This is a genomic window from Streptosporangium sp. NPDC051022 (assembly GCF_040683035.1).
Classification (GTDB): Bacteria; Actinomycetota; Actinomycetes; order Streptosporangiales; family Streptosporangiaceae; genus Streptosporangium.
This window is the reverse complement of record NZ_JBFBCF010000040.1, coordinates 13,154-33,421: the sequence shown is the minus strand read 5'-3', so window position 1 is coordinate 33,421 and position 20,268 is coordinate 13,154. Positions and strand designations below refer to the sequence as shown.

18 protein-coding genes are annotated in these 20,268 nt (G+C 71.1%); 5 read left to right on the top strand and 13 right to left on the bottom strand.

Translation table 11 applies throughout. The features are described 5' to 3' along the window. Nucleotides 1–9 precede the first annotated feature (9 nt). From AB0N02_RS40905 to AB0N02_RS40870, 8 genes are read right to left on the bottom strand one after another with little or no spacing between them, the layout of a single operon-like run. A complete protein-coding gene (locus tag AB0N02_RS40905) occupies nucleotides 10–1,131 on the bottom strand; it encodes a DUF2804 domain-containing protein (protein WP_363958709.1) in 1,122 nt (373 codons plus the stop codon). Next, nucleotides 1,128–2,591, bottom strand: coding sequence for an NAD-dependent succinate-semialdehyde dehydrogenase (locus AB0N02_RS40900; protein ID WP_363958706.1), 1,464 nt, complete (start codon nucleotides 2,589–2,591; stop codon nucleotides 1,128–1,130). Before AB0N02_RS40900 ends, AB0N02_RS40905 begins: the two co-directional genes overlap by 4 nt. Further along, nucleotides 2,588–3,268: a GntR family transcriptional regulator gene (locus tag AB0N02_RS40895; protein WP_363958703.1), complete on the bottom strand. Its 681-nt coding sequence runs from the start codon at nucleotides 3,266–3,268 to the stop codon at nucleotides 2,588–2,590. Before AB0N02_RS40895 ends, AB0N02_RS40900 begins: the two co-directional genes overlap by 4 nt. A 16-nt stretch (nucleotides 3,269–3,284) precedes the next feature. Further along, a complete protein-coding gene (locus tag AB0N02_RS40890) occupies nucleotides 3,285–4,445 on the bottom strand; it encodes a mandelate racemase/muconate lactonizing enzyme family protein (protein WP_363958700.1) in 1,161 nt (386 codons plus the stop codon). Continuing rightward, nucleotides 4,442–5,275 carry a carbohydrate ABC transporter permease gene (locus AB0N02_RS40885; protein ID WP_363958698.1) on the bottom strand — a complete coding sequence of 278 codons (834 nt, stop codon included), beginning with the start codon at nucleotides 5,273–5,275 and terminating at the stop codon, nucleotides 4,442–4,444. The genes AB0N02_RS40890 and AB0N02_RS40885 overlap by 4 nt, the downstream gene beginning before the upstream one ends. Continuing rightward, a complete protein-coding gene (locus AB0N02_RS40880) occupies nucleotides 5,269–6,231 on the bottom strand; it encodes a sugar ABC transporter permease (protein ID WP_363958695.1) in 963 nt (320 codons plus the stop codon). Before AB0N02_RS40880 ends, AB0N02_RS40885 begins: the two co-directional genes overlap by 7 nt. Then, entirely contained in the window at nucleotides 6,228–7,595 is a 1,368-nt protein-coding gene (locus AB0N02_RS40875) for a sugar ABC transporter substrate-binding protein (RefSeq protein WP_363958692.1), read from the bottom strand. Before AB0N02_RS40875 ends, AB0N02_RS40880 begins: the two co-directional genes overlap by 4 nt. A gap of 57 nt (nucleotides 7,596–7,652) precedes the next feature. After that, nucleotides 7,653–8,783 carry an alcohol dehydrogenase catalytic domain-containing protein gene (locus tag AB0N02_RS40870; protein WP_363958690.1) on the bottom strand — a complete coding sequence of 377 codons (1,131 nt, stop codon included), beginning with the start codon at nucleotides 8,781–8,783 and terminating at the stop codon, nucleotides 7,653–7,655. 316 nt (nucleotides 8,784–9,099) lie between these two features. Here AB0N02_RS40870 and AB0N02_RS40865 point away from each other — a divergent pair, with 316 nt between their 5' ends. Next, nucleotides 9,100–9,579 carry a MarR family transcriptional regulator gene (locus tag AB0N02_RS40865; RefSeq protein ID WP_363958687.1) on the top strand — a complete coding sequence of 160 codons (480 nt, stop codon included), beginning with the start codon at nucleotides 9,100–9,102 and terminating at the stop codon, nucleotides 9,577–9,579. A 104-nt stretch (nucleotides 9,580–9,683) separates the two neighbouring features. Here AB0N02_RS40865 and AB0N02_RS40860 read toward each other — a convergent pair whose 3' ends face one another. The 5 genes from AB0N02_RS40860 to AB0N02_RS40840 all read right to left on the bottom strand — a co-directional run bounded on the left by AB0N02_RS40860 (nucleotide 9,684) and on the right by AB0N02_RS40840 (nucleotide 15,442). Continuing rightward, the gene (locus tag AB0N02_RS40860) at nucleotides 9,684–10,064 is read right to left on the bottom strand and encodes a DUF302 domain-containing protein (protein WP_363958684.1); all 381 of its coding nucleotides are present in this window, start codon (nucleotides 10,062–10,064) and stop codon (nucleotides 9,684–9,686) included. A 65-nt stretch (nucleotides 10,065–10,129) separates the two neighbouring features. Continuing rightward, a complete protein-coding gene (locus AB0N02_RS40855) occupies nucleotides 10,130–11,941 on the bottom strand; it encodes a pentapeptide repeat-containing protein (protein ID WP_363958682.1) in 1,812 nt (603 codons plus the stop codon). 337 nt (nucleotides 11,942–12,278) lie between these two features. Then, entirely contained in the window at nucleotides 12,279–13,718 is a 1,440-nt protein-coding gene (locus AB0N02_RS40850) for a sulfatase-like hydrolase/transferase (protein WP_363958679.1), read from the bottom strand. A gap of 210 nt (nucleotides 13,719–13,928) precedes the next feature. Beyond that, nucleotides 13,929–14,402 carry a low molecular weight protein-tyrosine-phosphatase gene (locus AB0N02_RS40845; protein ID WP_363958678.1) on the bottom strand — a complete coding sequence of 158 codons (474 nt, stop codon included), beginning with the start codon at nucleotides 14,400–14,402 and terminating at the stop codon, nucleotides 13,929–13,931. A 71-nt stretch (nucleotides 14,403–14,473) separates the two neighbouring features. After that, complete coding sequence (locus AB0N02_RS40840; protein WP_363958675.1) at nucleotides 14,474–15,442, bottom strand: zinc-binding dehydrogenase; 969 nt, start codon at nucleotides 15,440–15,442, stop codon at nucleotides 14,474–14,476. 239 nt (nucleotides 15,443–15,681) lie between these two features. Here AB0N02_RS40840 and AB0N02_RS40835 point away from each other — a divergent pair, with 239 nt between their 5' ends. The 4 genes from AB0N02_RS40835 to AB0N02_RS40820 all read left to right on the top strand — a co-directional run bounded on the left by AB0N02_RS40835 (nucleotide 15,682) and on the right by AB0N02_RS40820 (nucleotide 20,260). Beyond that, a complete protein-coding gene (locus AB0N02_RS40835; protein ID WP_363958672.1) occupies nucleotides 15,682–16,227 on the top strand; it encodes a ferritin-like domain-containing protein in 546 nt (181 codons plus the stop codon). Between the two features lie 95 nt (nucleotides 16,228–16,322). Next, nucleotides 16,323–16,961: a hypothetical protein gene (locus tag AB0N02_RS40830; RefSeq protein WP_363958669.1), complete on the top strand. Its 639-nt coding sequence runs from the start codon at nucleotides 16,323–16,325 to the stop codon at nucleotides 16,959–16,961. A 120-nt stretch (nucleotides 16,962–17,081) separates the two neighbouring features. Beyond that, nucleotides 17,082–18,986 carry a S9 family peptidase gene (locus tag AB0N02_RS40825; protein ID WP_363958667.1) on the top strand — a complete coding sequence of 635 codons (1,905 nt, stop codon included), beginning with the start codon at nucleotides 17,082–17,084 and terminating at the stop codon, nucleotides 18,984–18,986. After that, complete coding sequence (locus AB0N02_RS40820) at nucleotides 18,935–20,260, top strand: serine hydrolase (protein WP_363958664.1); 1,326 nt, start codon at nucleotides 18,935–18,937, stop codon at nucleotides 20,258–20,260. The genes AB0N02_RS40825 and AB0N02_RS40820 overlap by 52 nt, the downstream gene beginning before the upstream one ends. Nucleotides 20,261–20,268: the final 8 nt, after the last annotated feature.

Sequence of the window (20,268 nt, the reverse complement as noted above, 5' to 3'; positions counted from 1 at the left end):
GTCGCTCCCTCACCAGCGCCTGCACACTTCCTCGGCCCAGCCGTACAGGTTGTCGATCTCCACGACGGTGCCGTCGTCGGCGATCACGGTGCCCCGGTAGTGACCGAACGCCTGATCCTCCCGGCTGTGCAGGTAGAGCCTGGTGACGTCGGCCGAGCGGACGTGCTCGGGGACGAACTCCAGGTCGACCCGCTCACCGATGATCTTCCAGGGGGCCATCCAGTCGGAGGTGTCGTAGCGCCACACCAGCTCTTCGCTGATCTTGTGCAGCCGCCCGTCGAGGAACAGGCCGTTCTCCACGCTTCCGGTGCCGTCGGTCCACTTGCCGCCGATCTGGATGCCGACCTCGCGCCCGCCGGACCGCCCGGCCGCCGCGCCCCAGTTCCACAGGACCTTGCCCGGCCAGCGCCCGCGCCCGTGGTCCAGGGTGGCGAGGGTGTCGTCCGCCGACAGCCTGATGCGGCGCCCGTTGACGACCAGCGTGCCCTCGGCGGGCCGCCCGAGGTCCTTGACGGTGTACTGGAAACGGCGTGACGACCAGGGCACGACCACCGCCAGGCTGTCGCGGCCGTCGACGCGGTGGACCAGCAGGTCGGCGTCGAACTCCGGCGACTTCAGCCGGAGCCTGGTGCCGTCCGCGGTCTCGTCGACGGCGATCCTGAGCGTTCCCCGGCCGATCCTGACGCTGCCCTCACCGCTGCGCTCGGAGAAGGAGGTGCCCCGGCTCGGCACGATGAGGCTGCGGCTGGAGACGTCCCTGCGGGTGGTCCGGTCGAGGTACCACGCGGCCTCGCTGGCCAGGTAGTCGAGGCTGGAGGCGCTGAAGGCGAAGACGTGCTCCGGGCTGGTCAGGCACCAGTACTCCCAGCGCATCGTCCGGCCCCAGCCCCGGATGTTCGTCCGGTGCAGCGGGGTACGGCTCCAGCCGACGGCGGCCGGGTTCAGGCGCCCGTCGGGCAGGCAGAGGTCGACCCGGCTGGTGATCTCACGCTCGGCGACCCGGCGGGAGGTGTCCTTGGCCAGCGGGTTCCCCGCGGTGCCGGAGGCCGGCGCGGTCCCCTGCGCGCCCGGGTCCGGCGCGGTCCCCTTCGCGCCCGGGTCCGGCGTGTTTCCCGTGATGTCCCCGCTCATCGGCCCAGCCCCACGCTGACGTACTTGTACTCCACAAAGTCCTCCACTCCGTGATGGCCGCCCTCGCGGCCGTACCCGCTGCCCTTGATCCCGCCGAACGGTCCCTGGGGCGGGGCGAGCGGGGCTCCGTTGACCGAGACGATGCCGAACTGCAGTTCCTCGCAGACGCGCACGACCCGGCTCAGATCACGCGTCCACAGGTAGGCGGCTAGGCCGTACGGCGTGGCGTTGGCCCTGGCCAGCACGGCCTCGACACCCTCGTCCCCCTCGGCCTCACCACCGTCACCGCTGCCCGGCCCGAAGGTCAGGACCGGGGCGACCGGCCCGAAGGTCTCCTCCCGGCACACGAGCATGTCGTCGGTGACGCCGGTCAGCACCGCGGGCGGGCAGAACCTGCCCGGCCCCTCCCGCCGGGTCGTCGCCAGCCGGGCACCGTGCGCGAGCGCGTCGTCGATGTGCCGCCTGACCTTGGCGACCGCGCGGTCGTCGATCAGCGGGCCCATCGTGACGCCGGGTTCGGCGCCGCCGCCCACGGTGACCGCCTCGGCCAGCTTGACCAGCTCGTCGACGAACTCGGCGGCGACGGACTCGTGCACGTAGATCCGGTTGGGGGACGTGCAGGCCTGGCCGGCGTTCATGAACTTGCTCCTGGCCACGCCCGCCGCCGCGGCGGCCACGTCGGCGTCGGGGAAGACCAGCACCGGCGCGTGGCCGCCCAGCTCGACGCTGAGGCGCTTGACGTCGTCGGCGCTCTGCCGGATCAGCTCCTTGCCGACCGCCGTCGAACCGGTGAAGGAGATCTTCCGCACCCGGGGGTCGGCCATGACCGCCTCGGCGAACCTCCTGGGCCTGGCTGTGGTGACCAGGTTGAAGACCCCCGGCGGGAAGCCCGCCTCGGTCAGGCACTCGGCGACCGCGATCGCCGACATGGGGGTGAGCTCGGAGGGCTTGAGCACCACCGTGCAGCCTGCGGCCAGCGCGGGGCCCAGCTTGCGGGTGATCATCGAGACCGGGAAGTTCCACGGGGTGATCGCCGCCACGACGCCCACCGGCTCCGGCAGCAGCCAGATGCGGGTGTCGGTCCCGGTCGAGGGGATGGTCTCGCCGTACACGCGGCGTGTCTCCTCGGCGGACCAGAGGAGGTGGTCGGCTCCCGCGACCACCTCGCCCGTCGCCTCGGCCAGCGGTTTGCCCTGCTCGGCCGTCATGATCGCACCGATCGCCGCCGCCCGCTCGGCCAGCAGCGCGGCGGCCCGGCGCATGATCGCGGCGCGTTCGTGCGCGGGCATGGCCCGCCAGCCGGGCAGGGCCGCCGAGGCCGCGTCGACGGCCTCCACGGTCAGGTCCCCGCCGCACTCGGCGACCTCGGCGATCGTCTCGCCGGTCGCCGGGTCGGTCACCGCGAAGCGCTCCGCCGTCTCCCGCCAGCGCCCTCCGACGAGGGCCTTTCCTGTCTTCATGGTTCACCGTCCATTGCCTGGATCAACGCGTTCATCGCGGCCATCTCGTGGGCGTGCTGCAACTCGCTCGCGCGGGCGATGTCCCCCTCGGCCAGCGCGTCCCTTATCGCCACGTGCTCGGCGTGGGACTGCGGCAGCCGCCACGGCACCAGCCGGAAGCCGCGCTGCGCCGTCTCCGTCCTCGACCACAGGCCGACGAGCATGCGGTGCACGAGACGCGACTGCTCGGTGTCGCACAGCAGCGAGTGGAACCGGCGGTTGAGCGCGGCGAAGGCGGCCACGTCGCCCGCCGCGATGGCCACCGCCGAGCCCGCCAGCACTTCGTCCACCGCCCGCAGCCGGGGACCGCTGAGCGGGGCCTGGTGGAGCTGCAGGGCCAGGGAGGTCAGCGCGGCGCGGATGCCGTACAGCTCCCGCACGTTCTGCACCGTGAAGTCGGCGACGACCGCGCCGATGTGCGGGCGCTCGACCAGCCACTCCTCGGAGACGAGCTGCTTGATGGCCTCGCGCACCGGGGTGTCGCTGATGCCGACGGCCTGGGCGACCACCCTCGTGAGGATCTTCGCGCCCGGGGGCGTCTGGCCCGACATGATCATCTGCTTGATGTGGTCGGCCGCGAGCTCCGCCTTGGTGCGGAACGGCTGGGGCCGGTCAGCCGGGGGGAACGTTTCCGTCATCGCTATCGAGACCCCTTTAGACCCGGTGGACGGTCAGCGGCTCGATCGCCGCGTGGTCCAGCTCTACACCCAGACCGGGGAGGTCGGGAACGGTGACGAACCCGGTGGAGTCGGGGAGGAGCGGCTTGGTGAGCATGACGTGGAAGACCTCGGGAATGATCACTGGGGGATCGTACGGGTATTCCAGCCAGTCACAGTTGGAAAGCGCGGCACACAGCTGCAGGTTGCCCGCCACGCCGAGCCCGGTCGCCCAGGCGTGCGGGATGACCCGGCGGTGCCTGGCCGCGGCCATGGCACCGAAGTCGCGCAGCGCCGCGATCTCCTCGCTCTCGTTGGCGTCGGGCTGGTAGATGGTGAAGCAGTCGTCCTCCAGCATCCGCACCAGCTGGCCGATGCCCCGGTTGTGCTCGCCGCCTGCGATCGGGATCGGCGAGAGCGCGGTGAGCTCGCGCAGCGCGCGGTAGTCGTGACGGGGGAGCGGCTCCTCCAGCCACGCGACGCCGAGGTCGGCCAGCTCCCTGGCGGTCGTCAGGGCCCGGTCGAAGTCCCACAGCATGCGGGTGCCGTCGGGACGGTAGCGCCAGCGCGCCGCCGCCTGGTTGGCGTCGACCATGATGGCGACGTCGGGCCCGACGGCCTCGCGGACCGCCGCCACCTGGGCGACGTCCTCGGCGATCGTGTCGGCGTGCACGCGCAGCTTCAGGCCGGTGAAGCCCTCCTCGACCACGCGCAGCGCGTCCTCGGCCCGCTGCTCGGGCGAGCGCACCTCGCCGAAGCTGGCGTAGGCGCGGACCGCGCGCGAGTGCCCGCCCCACAGCTGGTACAGCGGGCGCCCGCAGGCCTTGCCGACGGCGTCCCACACGGCCACGCCGACCACCCAGGGGCGGGGGAAGACGTACTCGGCCACGTAGCGCAGGTGGTTGGCGATGTGCCCGGTGGCGAACAGGTCCATCCCGACCAGCCTCGGCCGGATCCATCCCCTGATGGTCTCCAGCAGCAGCGGCCCGGTCGAGTGCCCCATGTCGCCGCCCGCGACGCCGACCACGCCCTCGTCGGTCTCGACCTCGACGATCACGGCGGACATGCTGCGGTGGGCGCCCTCGGGAGCCCACGAGGGGACGAACGGGCGGGGGTAGGGCAGCTCGATGAGGCGTGCCCGGACATCTCGGATTCTCATCCCTTGGTCGCTCCGTCCGCGAGGCCCTTGACGAGGTATTTCTGTACGGCGAGCGCGAAGATCACCACGGGCAGCACGGTCAGCACGCCGACGGCCGCCAGCGGGCCCCACAGTCCGCCGTGCTCGGTGTCGGCCGCGATGCCCGCGATGGCCACCGGGATCGTGACGGCCTTGTCGTTGGTGAGGATCAGCGCGAACAGCAGCTCCTCCCAGGCCAGGATGATGCAGTAGATCATCGTGGAGATCAGGCCGGGCAGGCTGCAGGGCACGATGATCCGGAAGAAGGCGCCGAACCGGCTGCAGCCGTCGATCATGGCGGCCTCCTCCAGTTCCGGCGGCAGGCTGCGGAAGAAGGCCCGCATCAGCCACACCACGTACGGCACCAGGAAGGTCACGTAGGCGAGGATCACGGTGATGTACTGGTCGGTCAGGCCGAGCCTGCGCGCCACCAGGAACATGGGCACGACCAGCGCGATCGGCGGCACCGCGCGGGAGGCCAGGATGAGCCCGGCGACGACCCCGGCGCCGCGCATCCGCATCCGGGACAGCGCGTATCCGGCCATGGCGCCCGCGACCATCGAGATGATCGCCGATCCGCCCGCCACGATCACCGTGTTCAGCATGCGCGGCAGGATCCGCGCCTGGTTGAAGTAGCTGGTGTAGTTGTCGAAGGTCAGCTCGCTGAACCAGCGCGGCGGCACGGTGAAGATGTCGCGCGGCAGCTTGAAGGAGATGCCGACCATGTAGATGACGGGGAAGAGGAAGACGAGGGTGGCCAGGACGGCGCCGCCGATCGCCGCGGCGCGGCCCAGACGGCCGGTGCTCACCATCGGTTCTCCAGACGACGGCTGAGGCGGAACAGGAAGTAGGTGATGATCATGGTGATCAGCAGGACGAGGGTCGCCATCGAGGACGCCGAGCCGAACTCGAGGCCGCGGAATCCCTTCTCGTAGATGTAGAGGTTGACCACGTCGGTGGCCTGCCCGGGACCGCCCTTGGTCGCGGCCAGCGCGATGTCGAACATCTTGACCGCGCCCAGCCAGCGGACGATGAAGGCCGCGGCGACCACCGGCACCAGCAGGGGGATCGTGACGTGCCGAAGGATCTGCAGGCGGCCGGCGCCGTCGGAACGGGCCGCCTCGTAGACGTCGGACGGCAGCGCCATGATGCCCGCCGAGGCGATGAGGACCACGAACGGGGTCCAGCGCCAGGTGTCGATGAGGATGAGGCTGACCATGGCGAGTGTCGGGTCGCCGATCCACTCGACCGGGCCGATTCCCACCAGGCCGAGGGTGTAGTTGACCACGCCCCACAGCGGGTCGAGCAGCATCCGCCAGACGCCTCCGGCGACCACCGGCGCGACCACCATCGGGATGAGGAACAGCGCCCGCAGCAGCCCGCGCCCGCGCCACTCCACGTTGAGCAGGAAGGCCAGGCCGAAGCCCAGGACCATCTGCAGCGGCAGCGCGATCACCAGGTAGACGGCGGTGACCTTGAGCGACTGCAGGAACCCCGGATCGGCGAGCACGACCTGGTAGTTGTGCCAGCCGACCCAGCCGGCCGGCTGGAAGGTCGCCAGGTCGAAGTCGGAGAAGCTCACCCAGAGCGTGTAGACGATCGGGTACAGCAGCATGCCCGCCAGCAGCACCAGCGCCGGGGTCATGAAGATCCACGCGGTCCCCGGCTCGCCCAGCCGGATGCGGCGTGGCCGGGGGGAACCGCCCGTCCCCCGGGCGGGGGCGGAGGCCGCCCCCGCCCGGGATGATCGGGTGCGAAGCGCACTCACCGCGGGTAGCCCTTGGACTTCAGCAGGGCGGAGATGTCGACGGCCGCCTGGTGGACGGCGTCCTTGGAGGTGGCCTGCCCGGATATCGCCCGGCTGGTCTGCAGGGCGAGGATCTGCTGGACGGCGTCGGACTCGGGGAGCCTGGGCCGCCACATCTGGCCCTTGGCGATCGCCTCGTAGCCCTGGCTGATCGCCGTGTAGACCGGCTTCAGCCACGGGGCCGGCGGGGTGCCCTGCAGCGTGGAGTTACGCGCCGGGAACGTGCCGAGGTTGGCGCCGACCCACTGCTCGCCCTCCTTGGAGGTCACCCACTGCAGGAACGTCCACGCGGCGGCCTGGTGGGCCGACTTCTTGGCGATACCCGCCGACCAGATGCCGCGGTGCGCGCCGGGACCGGCGCTTCCGGCGGGCAGGGTGGTGATCCCGACCTGGTCCTCCGACAGGGTGGTCGTCGTCTTGTCGATGGCGGTGCCCTTGTAGACGCTGCCCCACATGAACATCGTGGCGACCTTGCCCTGGCGGAACGCCTCCAGCGGCTCGTTGAACTGGTAGGTGCTCGCACCCGGAGGGGCGTACTTCAGCAGGTCGACCTGGGTCTGCAGCGCCTTGACCCCGGCCTCGTCGTCGAAGCTCACCTTGAGGTCGTCGTCGAGCAGTTTGCCGCCGTTGGAGTTGAGCACGGTCTGCCAGATCGTCGGGGTCAGCGGGTCCTTCGTGAAGTAGGTCCCGATCGCCCAGGCGTCGGTCTTGCCGTCGCCGTCGGTGTCCTGCACCAGCTTGGGCGCGTCGGCGAAGTACTGCTCCCAGGTCGTCTCCGGCGTCGGCTCGGCGACCTTGGCCTTCTTGTACAGCGACCGGTTGTAGAACATCAGCAGCAGGTTGGAGCGGACCGGCACGCCGTACTGGTGGCCGTCCCACTCGCCGGCGGCGAGCGGGGAGGGGTTGAAGTCGTCCCAGGCGTAGTTCGCGTCGGCGAACTTCGCCAGGTCGGTCTTGAGGTCGACCAGCCCGCCGGTCTTGGCCAGCTGCGGGAACCACGGGTCGTCGCCGAGGACCACGTCGTAGGTCGCGGTCGGGCTGGTCAGCTCCAGCATCGACTTGGCGAGCTGGTCGTTGTACGGCACGCCGTCCACGGTGACCTTGATGTTCGGATACTTCTTGGTGAACTCGGGGACCAGCTGGTCCTGCCACTGTTTGGCGAACGCGTCGTTGGCGATGACTCGGATCGAGACGGGGCTCTCGGCCGTGCCGAGACCGCCGCCGTCGGCGGCGGGGGCCTCGGTGGACGACGAGCCGCAGCCCGCCAGCGTCAGACCGAACGCGGTGACGGTGACGACCGCGCCAAGCCGGAGGAATCGGCGCATGGCAGGTTCTCCTCTCAGGGAAAAGGTCAAGGAAGAAGGGGAAAAGGGGGAGGGGGCTCAGGCGGTGGGGTCGATCGCGAGCTTGACGATGTCCCGCCCGTCGAGAGGGGAGCCTGAACCGAGAGCGACGAGGGACTCGCCCACCCGCTCCAGAGGCATCCGGTGGCTGACCACACGGTCGTACGGCCAGCCGCCGCGCTCCAGGATCAGCAGCGCCTGGTGATACCGGCGCAGCATGTCGGGGCCGGCGCCGTAGACGCCGGCGATGGTGATGTCACGCTTCAGCAGGTCGCTGAAGGGGTTGAAGGGAACCGTTCCCCGATCGGTGAAGTTGCCCAGTTCGGCGAGCACGCCGCCGTCGGCGACGAGGCCGATGGCCTCCATGAAGGCGTGCGGTGAACCGCTGGCGCCGATCACGCAGTCGGCCCCGGGCGCGCCGAGGGCGTCGAACACCGCGCCGCGCCGTTCGGTCACGTCGGTCAGCTCCTGGATGCTCACGGTGGCGTCGGCGCCGAGCGCGGCCGCGAGCTCCAGGCGCGCGTCCGGCGCTCCCACGGCGACGATCCGGTGCGCGCCGGCGGCGCGGGCCGCGACCACGGCCATCAGCCCGATCGCGCCGACCCCCTGCACGACCACGGTCGAGCCGACGCGGACCGAGCCGCGTTCGACGCCGTGCAGCGCCACCGACATCGGCTCCTGCAGGACGGCCACCTCGGCGGGCAGGTCGGTGCGGTAGAACACCGTGCCGGCGTTGGCGGCGTGCAGGTGGTCGGCGAAGCCGCCGGTGAGGTGCGGCGGGTTCGTCACGGGTGACTTGAATCCGTAGGAGGGCCGCCGGTCCGGGCAGTTGGCGGGACGGCGGCGCACCTGGCACTGGTAACAGCGCCCGCAGCTCAGCGCGGGAAAGACGCCGACGCGGTCACCGACGGCGACGGGACGTCCCGCGTGGTCGGCGGTCACGCCCTCGCCCAGGGCCGCCAGCGTGCCGACGATCTCGTGGCCCAGCAGCGCGGGGAAGGTGATGCTGGCCAGACGTCCCTGGTAGATGTGCGCGTCGGTGCCGCAGACGCCGCACAGTTCCAGCTTCAGGACGAACTCGTCCGGCCCCGGGTCCGGAACGGCGTAGGGCCGGATCTCCACCGCTCCCGCGGCGTCCACGACGATCGCTGCCCGCGCCGTTGTGCTCATCCGGTTCCTCCATATTCTGGATTCTAGATTCTATAGAATATGGAGGGAACCTTAAGAGCCTCTCAAGAGGTGGTCAAGGACTCGGCCGGGTCCGTTACCGGGATGTTTCCTACACATGTTCTCGGCGATCGGGGCGGACGGCGGCAGGCCGAGCGCGCCGCCGGAGACCCGCGGTCCACCCGGGCGAACGGAGAATCCGCAGGTCGTACGGCCCGCACACGCTCCGCACGGCACACCGTCCGTTCCCGGGAGGACCGGCACGGAAGAGTCCGGGACGCCGGGAGAGACGCGGGCGGAGCGGAAGGGACGGATCCTCGTGAACAAGCCCACACACCTGATCGAGTACGAGACCATGCTGCTGGAGCGGCATCACCCTCCCGTCTTCCCACGCGCCGGGCACGAGGGCTGCCGCCTGGACCGCAGCGCGTACACCCTGCTGAGCCGCATCCAGCTGGAGGGCCCGATGTCCATCGGGCAGCTCAGCGAGGCGTTCGGCCTGGACGCCTCCACCCTCAACCGGCAGACCTCCGCCATGACACGCGCGGGGCTGGTCGAACGCATCCCCGACCCCGAGGGGGGAGCCGCGCGCAAGTTCCGCATCACCCCGGAAGGCGAGCACCGCCTCACCGACGAGCGCGCCGCGAACATCCGCGGCCTGGAGAGGGTCCTGGCCGGCTGGACGCCCGAGGAGGTCGCCGTCTTCGCCGCCTGTCTGCGACGCTTCAACACCGACATCGAACGGCTCGCCGGGCAGCCCTGGCCGCGCCCCGGCCACCCGGTGACCTCACCGGCCTGACCGGGGCCGGTGAGTGCGGCCAGGGCGGCCGACCGGGCGTCCGGCCTCGAACCTCCCGCCTCACCCGCCGCGGCGCCGGGCGGCGCGGCGCGGTGACACGCCCGTCAGGCGGCGATGATCTCGGTGGCGAGGGTCGCGACGCCCCGCAGCGGCGCCGCCTGGTCGTCGGTGAGGCCGTGCTGCTTCTGGAGGTCCGCGACGTCGTGGTGGCTGACCCGGGTCCGGCCCGACTCGTCCTGCCAGATGAGGATCTTCATGGGCAGGTCGATGGCGAGCAGCGGTACGGCGATCATGAGCGGGGTGCCCGTCGCCGGATTGCCGAAGATCACGACCTTGGTGGGCCGCATGCTCAGCCCGGCCTCGGCGGCGGCCACGTCGTGCTCGACGACGGTGAAGAGCGTCAGCCCCTTGGCGGCGATCAGGTTCTTCAGCCGTGTCAGCGTCTCGGCGACGGAGTCGTCCGACTCATGGGTGATGATCTTCATAGCGGTACCTCGCCTTGGCGAACGGCGCGCCGCGAGGGGAGCAGCGACATGGACGGTGCCATGGTTCATCCCCCTCCGGCCACCCCGGTATCCCTTCCCGCCGCGAGTCCCGGGGATTCCGGGCTCGGGAGGGTGGTCTGTCTCCCGTCGGGGGAGGCGGAGGTGGACCCCCGGAGCCGGCCGGAGCCGTCCGGTTGCCGGACGGTCGCCCAGCCCGCGGGCCACGAATGCCCGATATCCGGCCGCGACACCCGGACGTTGTGAAGCCAGGCGTCCTCTTCGAAGATCGCGCCCTCGAACCGGGCGGTTCCCCCGAAGGCCGCACCGCCGAATCCGGCACCGCCCTTGAACGCCGCGCCCTCGAATCCGGTGTCCTTTTCGAAGGTCGCATTGGTGAACCTGGCGACCTCCTTGAAGGTCGTTTCGCCGAACCAGACCTCCCCTTTGAAGGTCGTCTCGCTGAACCAGGCGACCTTTTCGAAGGTCGCGCCGCCGAACCCGGCGCCTCCTTCGAAGGTCGCGCTGTCGAACCCGGCGTCCTTCTCGAAGGTCGCGCCGCTGAATCCGGCGTCCCCTTCGAAGGCCGCGTCACCGAATCCGGCGACCTCCTTGAAGGTCGCGCGACTGAATCCGGCGTCCTTCTCGAAGGTGGCGCCGCCGTACCTGGCGTCCTTTCCGAAGGTCGCGTACTCGAATCTGGCGTTCCCCCTGAAGGTCGCGCTGTCATATCCGGCGTCCTTTTCGAAGATCGCGCGGCTGAACCAGGCGCCGTCCTTGAATGTCGCCCCGCCGAGCCCGGCGTCCTTTTCGAAGGTCGTGTCCTCGAACCTGGCCTCTTTCTCGAAGTTCGCATCCTCGAAACCGGCGCCCCCCTTGAACCTCGCGTCCTTGAACCTGGCCTCCCCTTTGAAGGTCGCGTTCTCGAACCTGACGTCGTCTTCGAAGGTCGCGTCACCGAAGTCGGCGTCTCCCTCGAAGGTCACCCCGACGAATCGGGCGTCGGTCAGCCGGCAGCCGGCGAAGTCGAGATCGATGAGAGTGGCGCCGGTCAGGTCGATGCGCATGCCTCCCCAGAACCTGGAGCCGGCGAGAACGGTGTCGCGCTGCCGGGAGGCGTGGTCGCCGCGCAGGTGCTCGGCCAGGATTCGCTGGGCGGTGAGCCGTACCTGCCGTTCCCCCTCCGGGTCGCCACCCCGTGGCCCGTTCTCGGCGGGGGCGGGTGAGGCGGCTGAGATCTCCCGCCCTCGGAGGGCGCGCAGGGACCGGTGGCGCCGGTGGGCGTCGCGCAGGGCGTCGGTTCGCCGCCTGGCAGGGTCGGCCGGAGACGGCGGGGTGGGCGGGGTGTAGGGCATGCGAAGGTAGGCGCACACGACGTTGACGATGGTCTGGCGGTGGTCGGGATTGTCCTGGGCGAGGCGCTCCATCGCGTACAGCCCGGTCAGGCGGACGGTGGCACCGGCGTGGCCGAGCTGTTCGCCGGCCTTGGTGTACAGGTCGGTGATCCGGCGTTCGGCGGCGTCCTGGCGGTTGTGCTCGGCGACCTGCTCGGCCAGCCGGGTGTTGCGTTCGGCGATCTGCTCGGTCAGCCGGGTGCCGCGCTCGGTGAGGTAGGCCGTCACGTGGGCGGCGTGTTCCTGGTGACGCTGCCTGCGGAAGGCGAGCATGAGAGTGATGGCCGCGCCGATGCCGGCGCCCAGTGCGAGGGCGGTCTGGATCGCGCCCTGGCGGGCGACGGCCTCCTCGGCGGCTTTCGGCAACGGAGGCAGGCCGCTAAGCAGCCACCAGGCCGTCGCGGAGGCCGCACTGCCGACCAGCAGCGTGATCGGGACGATCCACCAGGCCGCCGCCCTGGGGGTACGCAGCGCCGGTGGTGCCACCGGATCCGTCGCCGCGACCGGAACCGCCGCGACCGGAACCGCTACGGCCGGAGGGGGATCCGGCGGGGCGGGGACGGGAGGATCGGCGGCCCGGCGGGGTAATCGTGGGAGGCGCACCCTTCCATCCCAGCCGATCCCGCGGTCCGGCGCCGCGCACCTGCCCATCTTGTGATGGTTACAGAGAGGAAGCCGTTATACGCGGGCTGTCTTTCCGGTGGCCGTACGGCGGGGACGGGTGGGGAGCCGCCCGTTTCCGATCCGCGCGGCGGCCGGAGTACGGCCCGGCAGGGCCGTACTCCGGCCGACCCGTTACGGGTAGGGGATCAGAGCCGACCTGTTATGAGTAGGGGACCAGGCCGGCATCGACCTTCTGCCAGGCGGCCTTCAGGTCGGCGAACACGGCGGGTTCGCGCCGGGCGAGGTTGGACATCTCCCGCTGGTCGGTGGCGAGGTCGAAGAGCGACTCGACGGCGGTTCCGCCGTTGAGGACCGAGTGGTACTTGTAGTCGCCGCGGCGCAGCGCGCCCTGTCCCCGCATCCGCCAGAACAGATCGCGCCGGGGGACGTTTCCGCCGTTCAGCAGGTATGAGGCGAAGGAGACACCGTCGGTGGGATAGGCCGGGTCGGGCGCGGCGCCCGCGAGTTCCAGCAGGGTGGGGAACCAGTCGTAGGTGACCATCGGCACGCCGGTGACCTGGCGCCGGCCGATGACGCCCGGCCAGCGGACGATCTGCGGCACCCGGATCCCGCCCTCGTACAGGTTGGCCTTGCCTCCGTTGAACGGCCACAGGTAGGAGAAGCGCTCGCCGCCGTTGTCGGAGGCGAAGACGACCAGCGTGTCGCGTTCCTGGCCGGAGCGGCGCAGTGCCTCGAGGACGGAGCCGACGCCGCGGTCCAGGCTGGTGACCATCTCCGCGAACACCTTCAGGGAACCGCCGTCCCGGTGGGTGAAGACGTTGATCGGGGCCTCCCCGGCGGCGACGCGGGCGTTCAGCCGGTCGCTCTCGGCCTTGTCGCCGGGGCCCTCCCAGGGCCAGTGCGGGGTGGTGTAGTTGAGGTTCAGCAGCCAGGGCCTGCGGTGCGGGCGCTCGATGAAGCCGACGGCGCGGCCGGTCAGCAGGTCGGTGTAGTAGCCGATCTTCTCCACCGGCACCTCGGCCTCGTACAGGTCGGGCTTTCCGGAGTCGACGCTCACGTGGGAGAAGTAGTCGACGCCCCCGGCGAAGTTGCCGAAGAACTCCTGCCAGCCGCTCCGGATCGGGCTGAAGTCGGGCAGGAAGCCGCAGTGCCACTTGCCGTACATCGCGGTCTCGTAGCCCGCGCCGCCGAGCAGCGAGGCGAGTGTCGGGTGCTCCGGGGGGATGCCGTCCTTACGGCCGTCGAGGATGGGCTCGGCGTTTCCACCGGACAGCCGTCCCGGGTAGCGGCCGGTGTAGAGGCTGAAGCGGGTCGGTGAGCACACCGCGGACCCCGAGTAGGCGTCGGTGAAACGCAGGCCCTGACGTGCCAGTTCGTCCAGGTGGGGAGTGGGCCGGCCGGTCGCCCCGTAGCAGGACAGATCCGCCCAGCCGAGGTCGTCGGCCAGGATGAACAGGATGTTCGGGCGCCGTGCCGGTCTGGTGTTGAGGGGGGAGAAGTCCGTCTCGGCCCGCGTGCTCGCCTCGGCCGTACCGGGGAGAAGGCCGCCGACGGCGACCGCGCCCGCGCCGACGGCGAGACCGCCGAATCCGCGCCGGGAGACACCGGGGTCGTGTGGGGCCTTTTCCTGCTCGCTCAATGCGACCCGCCTTTTCCTATCTTAAATTCGATACTAAATTAGATATGATCTGATGTCGCGTTCGTCCTGCGGGTGAGGTGATCTTTGACAGGGGAGATTTTAGGGTTTCCCTATATGTATAGAGGGTTTTAGGGCGAACGGCCACCCCCCGGCCATCGCGGCGGACCCCTGATCATCCGCGACGGCCGGGCCGCACCGGGAAACCGGGGGTCAGCGCAGCGTGGCCGCCAGGTGTTTGGCCAGGCCCTCCGAGGCGGCCTTCACCATCTCCAGGACCTCGGCGAAGTCCTCGCGATCACCGTAGAAGGGGTCGGGCACCTCGGCGTCCTGCGGTGCCGCCGGGTCGAACGAGCGCATCAGCCGTACGTCGGCCCCCGCCGGGGCCAGGCGGCGCAGGGCCCGCAGGTTCTCGGTGTCCATCGCCAGCACCAGGTCGACCTCGTCGAACCACGCGGGCAGAAACCGCCTGGCCCGGTGCGCCGAGCCGTCGTAGCCGTGCTCGGCCAGTGTCGCCGAGGCTCGCTCGTCCATCGGATGGCCCTGGTGCCAGCCGCCGGTGCCCGCGCTGTCGACCGAGACGAGATCCCCGAGCCCGTGGTCGCCGAGGGTCTTCCTCAGCACGACCTCGGCCATGGGGGAGCGGCAGATGTTTCCCAGGCACACCACACACACGCGATAGCTCATGGCCCCCAGCATGCCGCCTGCCCGTCCGTGCCCGAGCCCGCGGGCCCCTCGGCCTCAAGGGGGCCACCGGGTCAGGGCAGGAGCAGGGTCTTGCCGAGTACGGCGCGGCCCTCGACGGCCGCGTGCGCGTCGGCCGCCCTCTCGAGCGGGAAGGTCCGGCCGATGACCGGCCGGATCAGCCCCTTGGCGGCCTGGGCGAGGGCCTCGACGGTCAGCAGCCGGACGTCGGCCGGGGAGGTGAACAACTGGCGGCCGGTGATCAGGGTGATTCGCCGCTCGAACACCTCGGCGATCGTCGCCGGGGTGAAGGAGCCGCTCGCCGCCCCGAATATCGCGAATCGGCTGCCGGGGGCGGTCAGTTCGAAGGCGGTGCGGCCGACGGTCCCGCCGACGCCGTCCAGCACGACCTGGACGCCCGCGCCGCCCACGATGGCGCGCACCTGCTCGCCCCAGCCGGGGGTGGAGTAGTCGACGGTCGCGTGTGCGCCCAGCTCCTCGGCCAGCCGCAGTTTGGCGGCGGAGCTCGCCGCCGCGATGACCTTCGCGCCCGCGTTCACGGCGAGCTGGACGAGCAGGGTTCCGACACCGCCCGCCGCCGCCTCGACCAGCACCCACTCGCCCTCCTTGGGGGAGGTGGCCCGGGTGACCGCCAGGGCGGTGCAGCCGTCGGCGAGCAGGGCCACGGCCTCGGGCAGGCCGAGTTCCTCCGGCACCGGGATCAGGCCGTCCGCGTCGACCGCGATCCGTTCGGCGTAGCCGCCCGATCCGCCGGTCGCCGTGACGAACCGCTGTCCGGCGAGAGCAGGGTCGGCGTCCCGCCCCACCTCGACGACGGTTCCCGCGACGCCGTTGCCGGGAACGACGGGCAGCGTGGGCAGCGGGACCGGCGAGTTACCCGACCTGATCTGCGTCTCCACGAAGAGGACGCCGATCGCGGCCACGTCGAGCAGCACCTGCCCCGCGCCGGGCCGGGGGTTGGGAGCCTCGCCCGGGGCCAGCACGCCTGGTTCTCCGAACTCTCTGAGCCACACGACCCGCATGGTCACCGTCCGTTCAGCCGGATCGCCGCCCGCCTCCCGGACGGCCGCTATGGGAGATACTACTCAGTAAAACCTACTCAAATAATAGGTTTTATGTGACTTCGCCGGCCCCGGCGTCCCGCTCCTGCCCGGCCGTACGGCGAGGCCCCGGTCGGCCGCCGGAAAGCCGCATGTTCGAAGGCCCTTCGTTGGGGGAGCAGAGGGCTGTCGTGTACGAGAACCGGGGTAGGGGGAGAGACATGGCTGAATTTCTGACCGACATCAAGGAGATCCGAGCCAGGGCGCGGCAGGAGATCGACAAGGGACCGATCACCTCCGCCTACGGCGCCGACCTCCAGCGCGTGGTCCAGGTGTGCAACGAGGCGTTGGCGACCGAGCTGGTGTGCGTGCTCCGGTACAAACGCCACTACTACACCGCCACCGGAATCTACGCCGAGCCCGTGGCGGCGGAGTTCCTCGAGCACGCGGCCGACGAGCAGGAACACGCCGACCGGCTCGCCCGGCGCATCGTGCAGCTCGGTGGCGCGCCCGATTTCAACCCCGACACGCTGACGGCCCGCTCGCACGCCGAGTACGACGCCAGCCTCGACCTGGTTGAGATGATCAAGGAGGATCTGGTCGCGGAGCGGGTGGCCATCGCCTCCTACACCGAGATCGTCCAGTGGCTGGGCGACCACGACGTGACCACCAGGCGGGTCTTCGAGGACCTGCTCGCCCAGGAGGAGGACCACGCGAACGACCTCAAGGGGCTGCTGGAGAGGCTTCCCGAGGCGCTGAAGCGCTGAGACGACGCCAAGGCGCCGCCGCGGTCCGTCCGGCCGGCCTCCCCCTGCGGGAGGACCCGAAACGTCTATGATTCGGGCCGGGCGGGGGAGGGCGTGTGACGGTACGGCTGGCGCCGGTGCTGGAGATCCGCCGGATCGACGGCTTCCGCGCGTGGCCGGTGGCCGAGGCCCGCGACCGGACCGGGGTCGCGCTGTCCGGTCGCCTGACCCCGGGCGAGATCGGCGCGGTCCTCGCCTCGCTGGCAGACGGGGCCGCCCACGGTTTCCTCTCCAGGTCGCGGGGGGACCGGGTGGCCGCCGCCGCGATCGGGGCCGTGCTGGAGCGGGAGTCTTTGATGCTGCCGGGCGGGATCGAGGTGAGCGACCCGGGTACCGGCAGGACGGTGGTTCCCGGCGAATCCTGCGACCTCGAGTTCTGGCGCGACTGGTCGAAGGCGCTGACCGGGGAGGAGGTGTGGATGGGGTTCGCCCCCTCGCCCTGGCTGGAGCGCCGGGGCGAACGGCTGCGCGTGTGGTGCGACGGCGGCTGCGGCGAGAACGTCGCCGCCGACGACTTCGTCGAGTTTCCCGCCGCGCTTTTTCCCGCGCTCCTGCACGCGGTCCACGAGGACCTGAGAGGTTTCCTGCGGGCGGCGGGGGAGTGGGCGGACGCCGTGGAGCCCTCCCTGGCCAGGGCCCTGGTGCTCAGGCTGGACCGGGCGCTTCGGGTCTCCGGCCCGCTGGAGATCGGGTGACGGTCCCGGAACCGTCGGCGGTCCCGATCGGGCGGCCGGTTGGACAACGGCACAACGGAACCGGTCCGGTTCGTCGAGACGGCCGAAGAAGCGGCGCGGACTGGCGCCTAGCGTTCGGACATGCCCCGCCTCGCCCCCAGCGACCTCTACCGCATCGCGGTACCGGGAGACCCCCGGCTGCGCCCCGACGGGAGCGCCGTCGCCTATGTGGTCACCACCGCCGATCGGGAAACCGACGGCAACCGCTCAGAGATCTGGCTCGCCGCCCCGGGCGCCGAGCCGCGGCGCCTGACGGGCGGCCCGCGCGACTCCTCCCCGCGCTGGTCCCCCGACGGGCGCAGGCTCGCCTTCCTGCGTCCCGTGGACGGCACGCCGCAGATCCACCTGCTGCCGATGGACGGCGGCGAACCCCGCCCCCTCACCACCGCGAAACTGGGCGCCGGAGCGGCGGTCTGGTCCCCCGACGGGACGAGGATCGCCTACGCCGCGCCGTGCGGAGACCTCGACCCGAACGCCCCGGTCGTGGCCGACCGCCTGGACTACAAGGCCGACGGCACGGGCCTGCTGCGCGGCCTGACGATGCACCTGTTCGTGGTGGACACCGAGACGGGGGAGACCACGCAGGTCACCTCCGGCGACTTCCACGCCGGTGAGCCGTCCTGGGCCCCCGACGGGCGGCTGACCTTCGTCTCGACCATGGAGCCCGACCGCGACCTGGTCATCGGTGGCACGGTCTACTCGGTCGACGTCTCCGGCGGCAAGCCGGAGCCGCTCACCGGCCCCGGCGTGATCTGCGCCGGAGCCTGGTGGCTGGACGGGCGGCTGCTGGTCGCCGGATTCGCCGGCGCCCCCGTCGGTCACACCCGCCTGTTCGGGCTGGGCGCGGACGGGCTCGAGGAGATCGTGACCGGGCTGGACCGCAACGTGATGGTGGGCGCGCCGGGCTACCCGGGCGCGACGCCCCAGCTGGCGGGGAACGAACTGATCTTCTGCGCCCGCGACGGCGGTTTCACCCACCTCTACCGGGCCTCCGGAGAGAAGATCGTCGGAGGGGACCAGGTGGTCGCGGGCGTCAGCGCCGCGGCGGGCCGGATCGCCTACGTCGCGTCCACGCCGTACAGCGCGGGAGAGGTCTATCTCCTGGACTTCCCGGCGGACCGGTCCGAGGCCCCGGCGGCAGGGGCGGTCCCGGCGGCGATGAGGCTGTCGGCGTACGCGCTGGACGACGTCGAGCTGTTCGTTCCGCGCAGCCGTACCTTCACCGCCCCCGACGGCACGCCGATCGAGGGGTTCGTGCTGCGCGACGAGACGCTCACCGGGCCGGGACCGCTCCTGCTCGACGTCCACGGCGGCCCGCACAACACGTGGGCGCCGGTCTTCGACGGCGTGCACCTCTACCACCAGGTGCTCGCGGCCAAGGGCTGGACCGTGCTCACCCTCAACCCCCGGGGCAGCGACGGGTACGGCGAGGCCTTCTACACCGCCGCCCTCGGCGCCTGGGGGATCGCCGACACCGGCGACTTCCTGAGCCCGATCGACGAGCTGGTCGCCGAGGGCGTCGCCGACCCGGAACGGCTCGGCCTGACCGGCTACAGCTACGGTGGCTACATCTCCTGCTGGCTGCCGACCAGGACCGACCGGTTCAAGGCCGCGATCCCCGGCGGCTGCGTCAGCGACCTGCACAGCATGTCCGGCACCTCCGACGCCGGATATTTCCTGAAGGTGCATGAGTGCGGGGGCGATGTCGCGGCCCAGTCGCCCATGGGCGCCGTCGACCGGGTGACCACGCCGACCCTCCTCCTGCACGGGGACGCCGACGACCGGTGCCCCGTCGGCCAGGCGGAGCAGTGGTTCGCCGCGCTGCGCGAACAAGGGGTGCCGGTCAGGCTCGTCCGCTACCCCGGTGGCTCCCACCTGTTCATCCTCAACGGCCGTCCGTCTCACCGGCTGGACTACAACGAAAGGATCGTCGCGTGGCTGGAGCAGTGGATCCCGCTCGCTGGCACGACCGGCTCGCAGAGCTGATCGCCGAGTACGAGGTTCCCGGCGCGAACCTGGCCTTCTTCCACGAGGGAGAGGTTCACGAGTTCGCCGCCGGAGTGCTCAACGTGGACACCGGGGTCGAGGTGACCACCGACTCGCTCTTCCAGATCGGGTCGATCACCAAGGTGTGGACCGCGACCCAGATCATGCTCCTCGTCGAGCAGGGCGCGCTGACCCTGGACACCCCGGTCTCCGAGGTCCTGCCCGAGTTCAAGGTCGCCGACGCCGAGGTGACCAAGACGGTCACGATCAGGCACCTGCTCTCGCACACCTCCGGCATCGACGGCGACCTTTTCCTCGACACCGGCCGCGGTGACGACTGCGTCGAGAAGTACGTCGAGGCCTGCGCGGACCTCGCGCAGAACCACCCCCTCGGCGCCACGCAGTCCTACTGCAACTCGGGCTTCATCGTCGCCGGGCGCGTCATCGAGCGCCTCACCGGCAAGGTCTGGGACGCCGCGCTGCGCGAGCAGATCATCGAGCCGCTCGGCCTGACCCACACCTGGACCCTGCCCGAGGACGTGCTGCGCTTCCGCGCCGCCCTGGGCCACCTCGACGGCAAGCCCGCCCCCGTTTCGAGCCTCATGCGTTCCTGCGGCCCGGCCGGGCTGATCTCCGCCCGCCCGGCCGACGTCGTCGCCTTCGGCCGCGCCCACCTGTCCGCCGGGCTGCTGTCCGACCCGCGGGCGATGTGGGAGCCGCAGGTGGACATCCCCAACCCCTACACCCTCGGCAAGCAGTGGGGGATCGGCTGGATCCTCGACGAGTGGCAGGGCCACAGGGTCATCTCCCACGGGGGCAACACCATCGGCCAGGCCGCCATGCTCTGGGCGATCCCCGACACCGGGACGGTGGTGTGCTCGCTGACCAACGGTGGCCACACCGCCGCCTTCCACCACGCCCTGGCGACCGAGCTGTTCGCCGAGCTGATCGGCGTGAGCGTGCCGCCCGTGCTGGGACCGCCCGCCGAGCCGGTCGAGGTCGACGTCGAGCGCTACGCCGGCGTGTACGAGCGGGCGGGCAACAGGATGACGCTGACCGTCCGCGACGGGCGCCTGTCACTGCTCAACGAGGCCACCGGAGCCCTTGCCGGCATACATCCGCCCATCGAGTTCGATCTCGTCGCGGTGAACGACACCACCTTCGTCGGCCGCCCCGAGGGGGAGCCCCAGTGGATGTCGGCCGTCTTCTACGAGCTGCCCGACGGCTCGCCGTACGTCCACCTCGGCGTCCGCGCCACCCCGAAGATCGCTTGAGGAGCCAG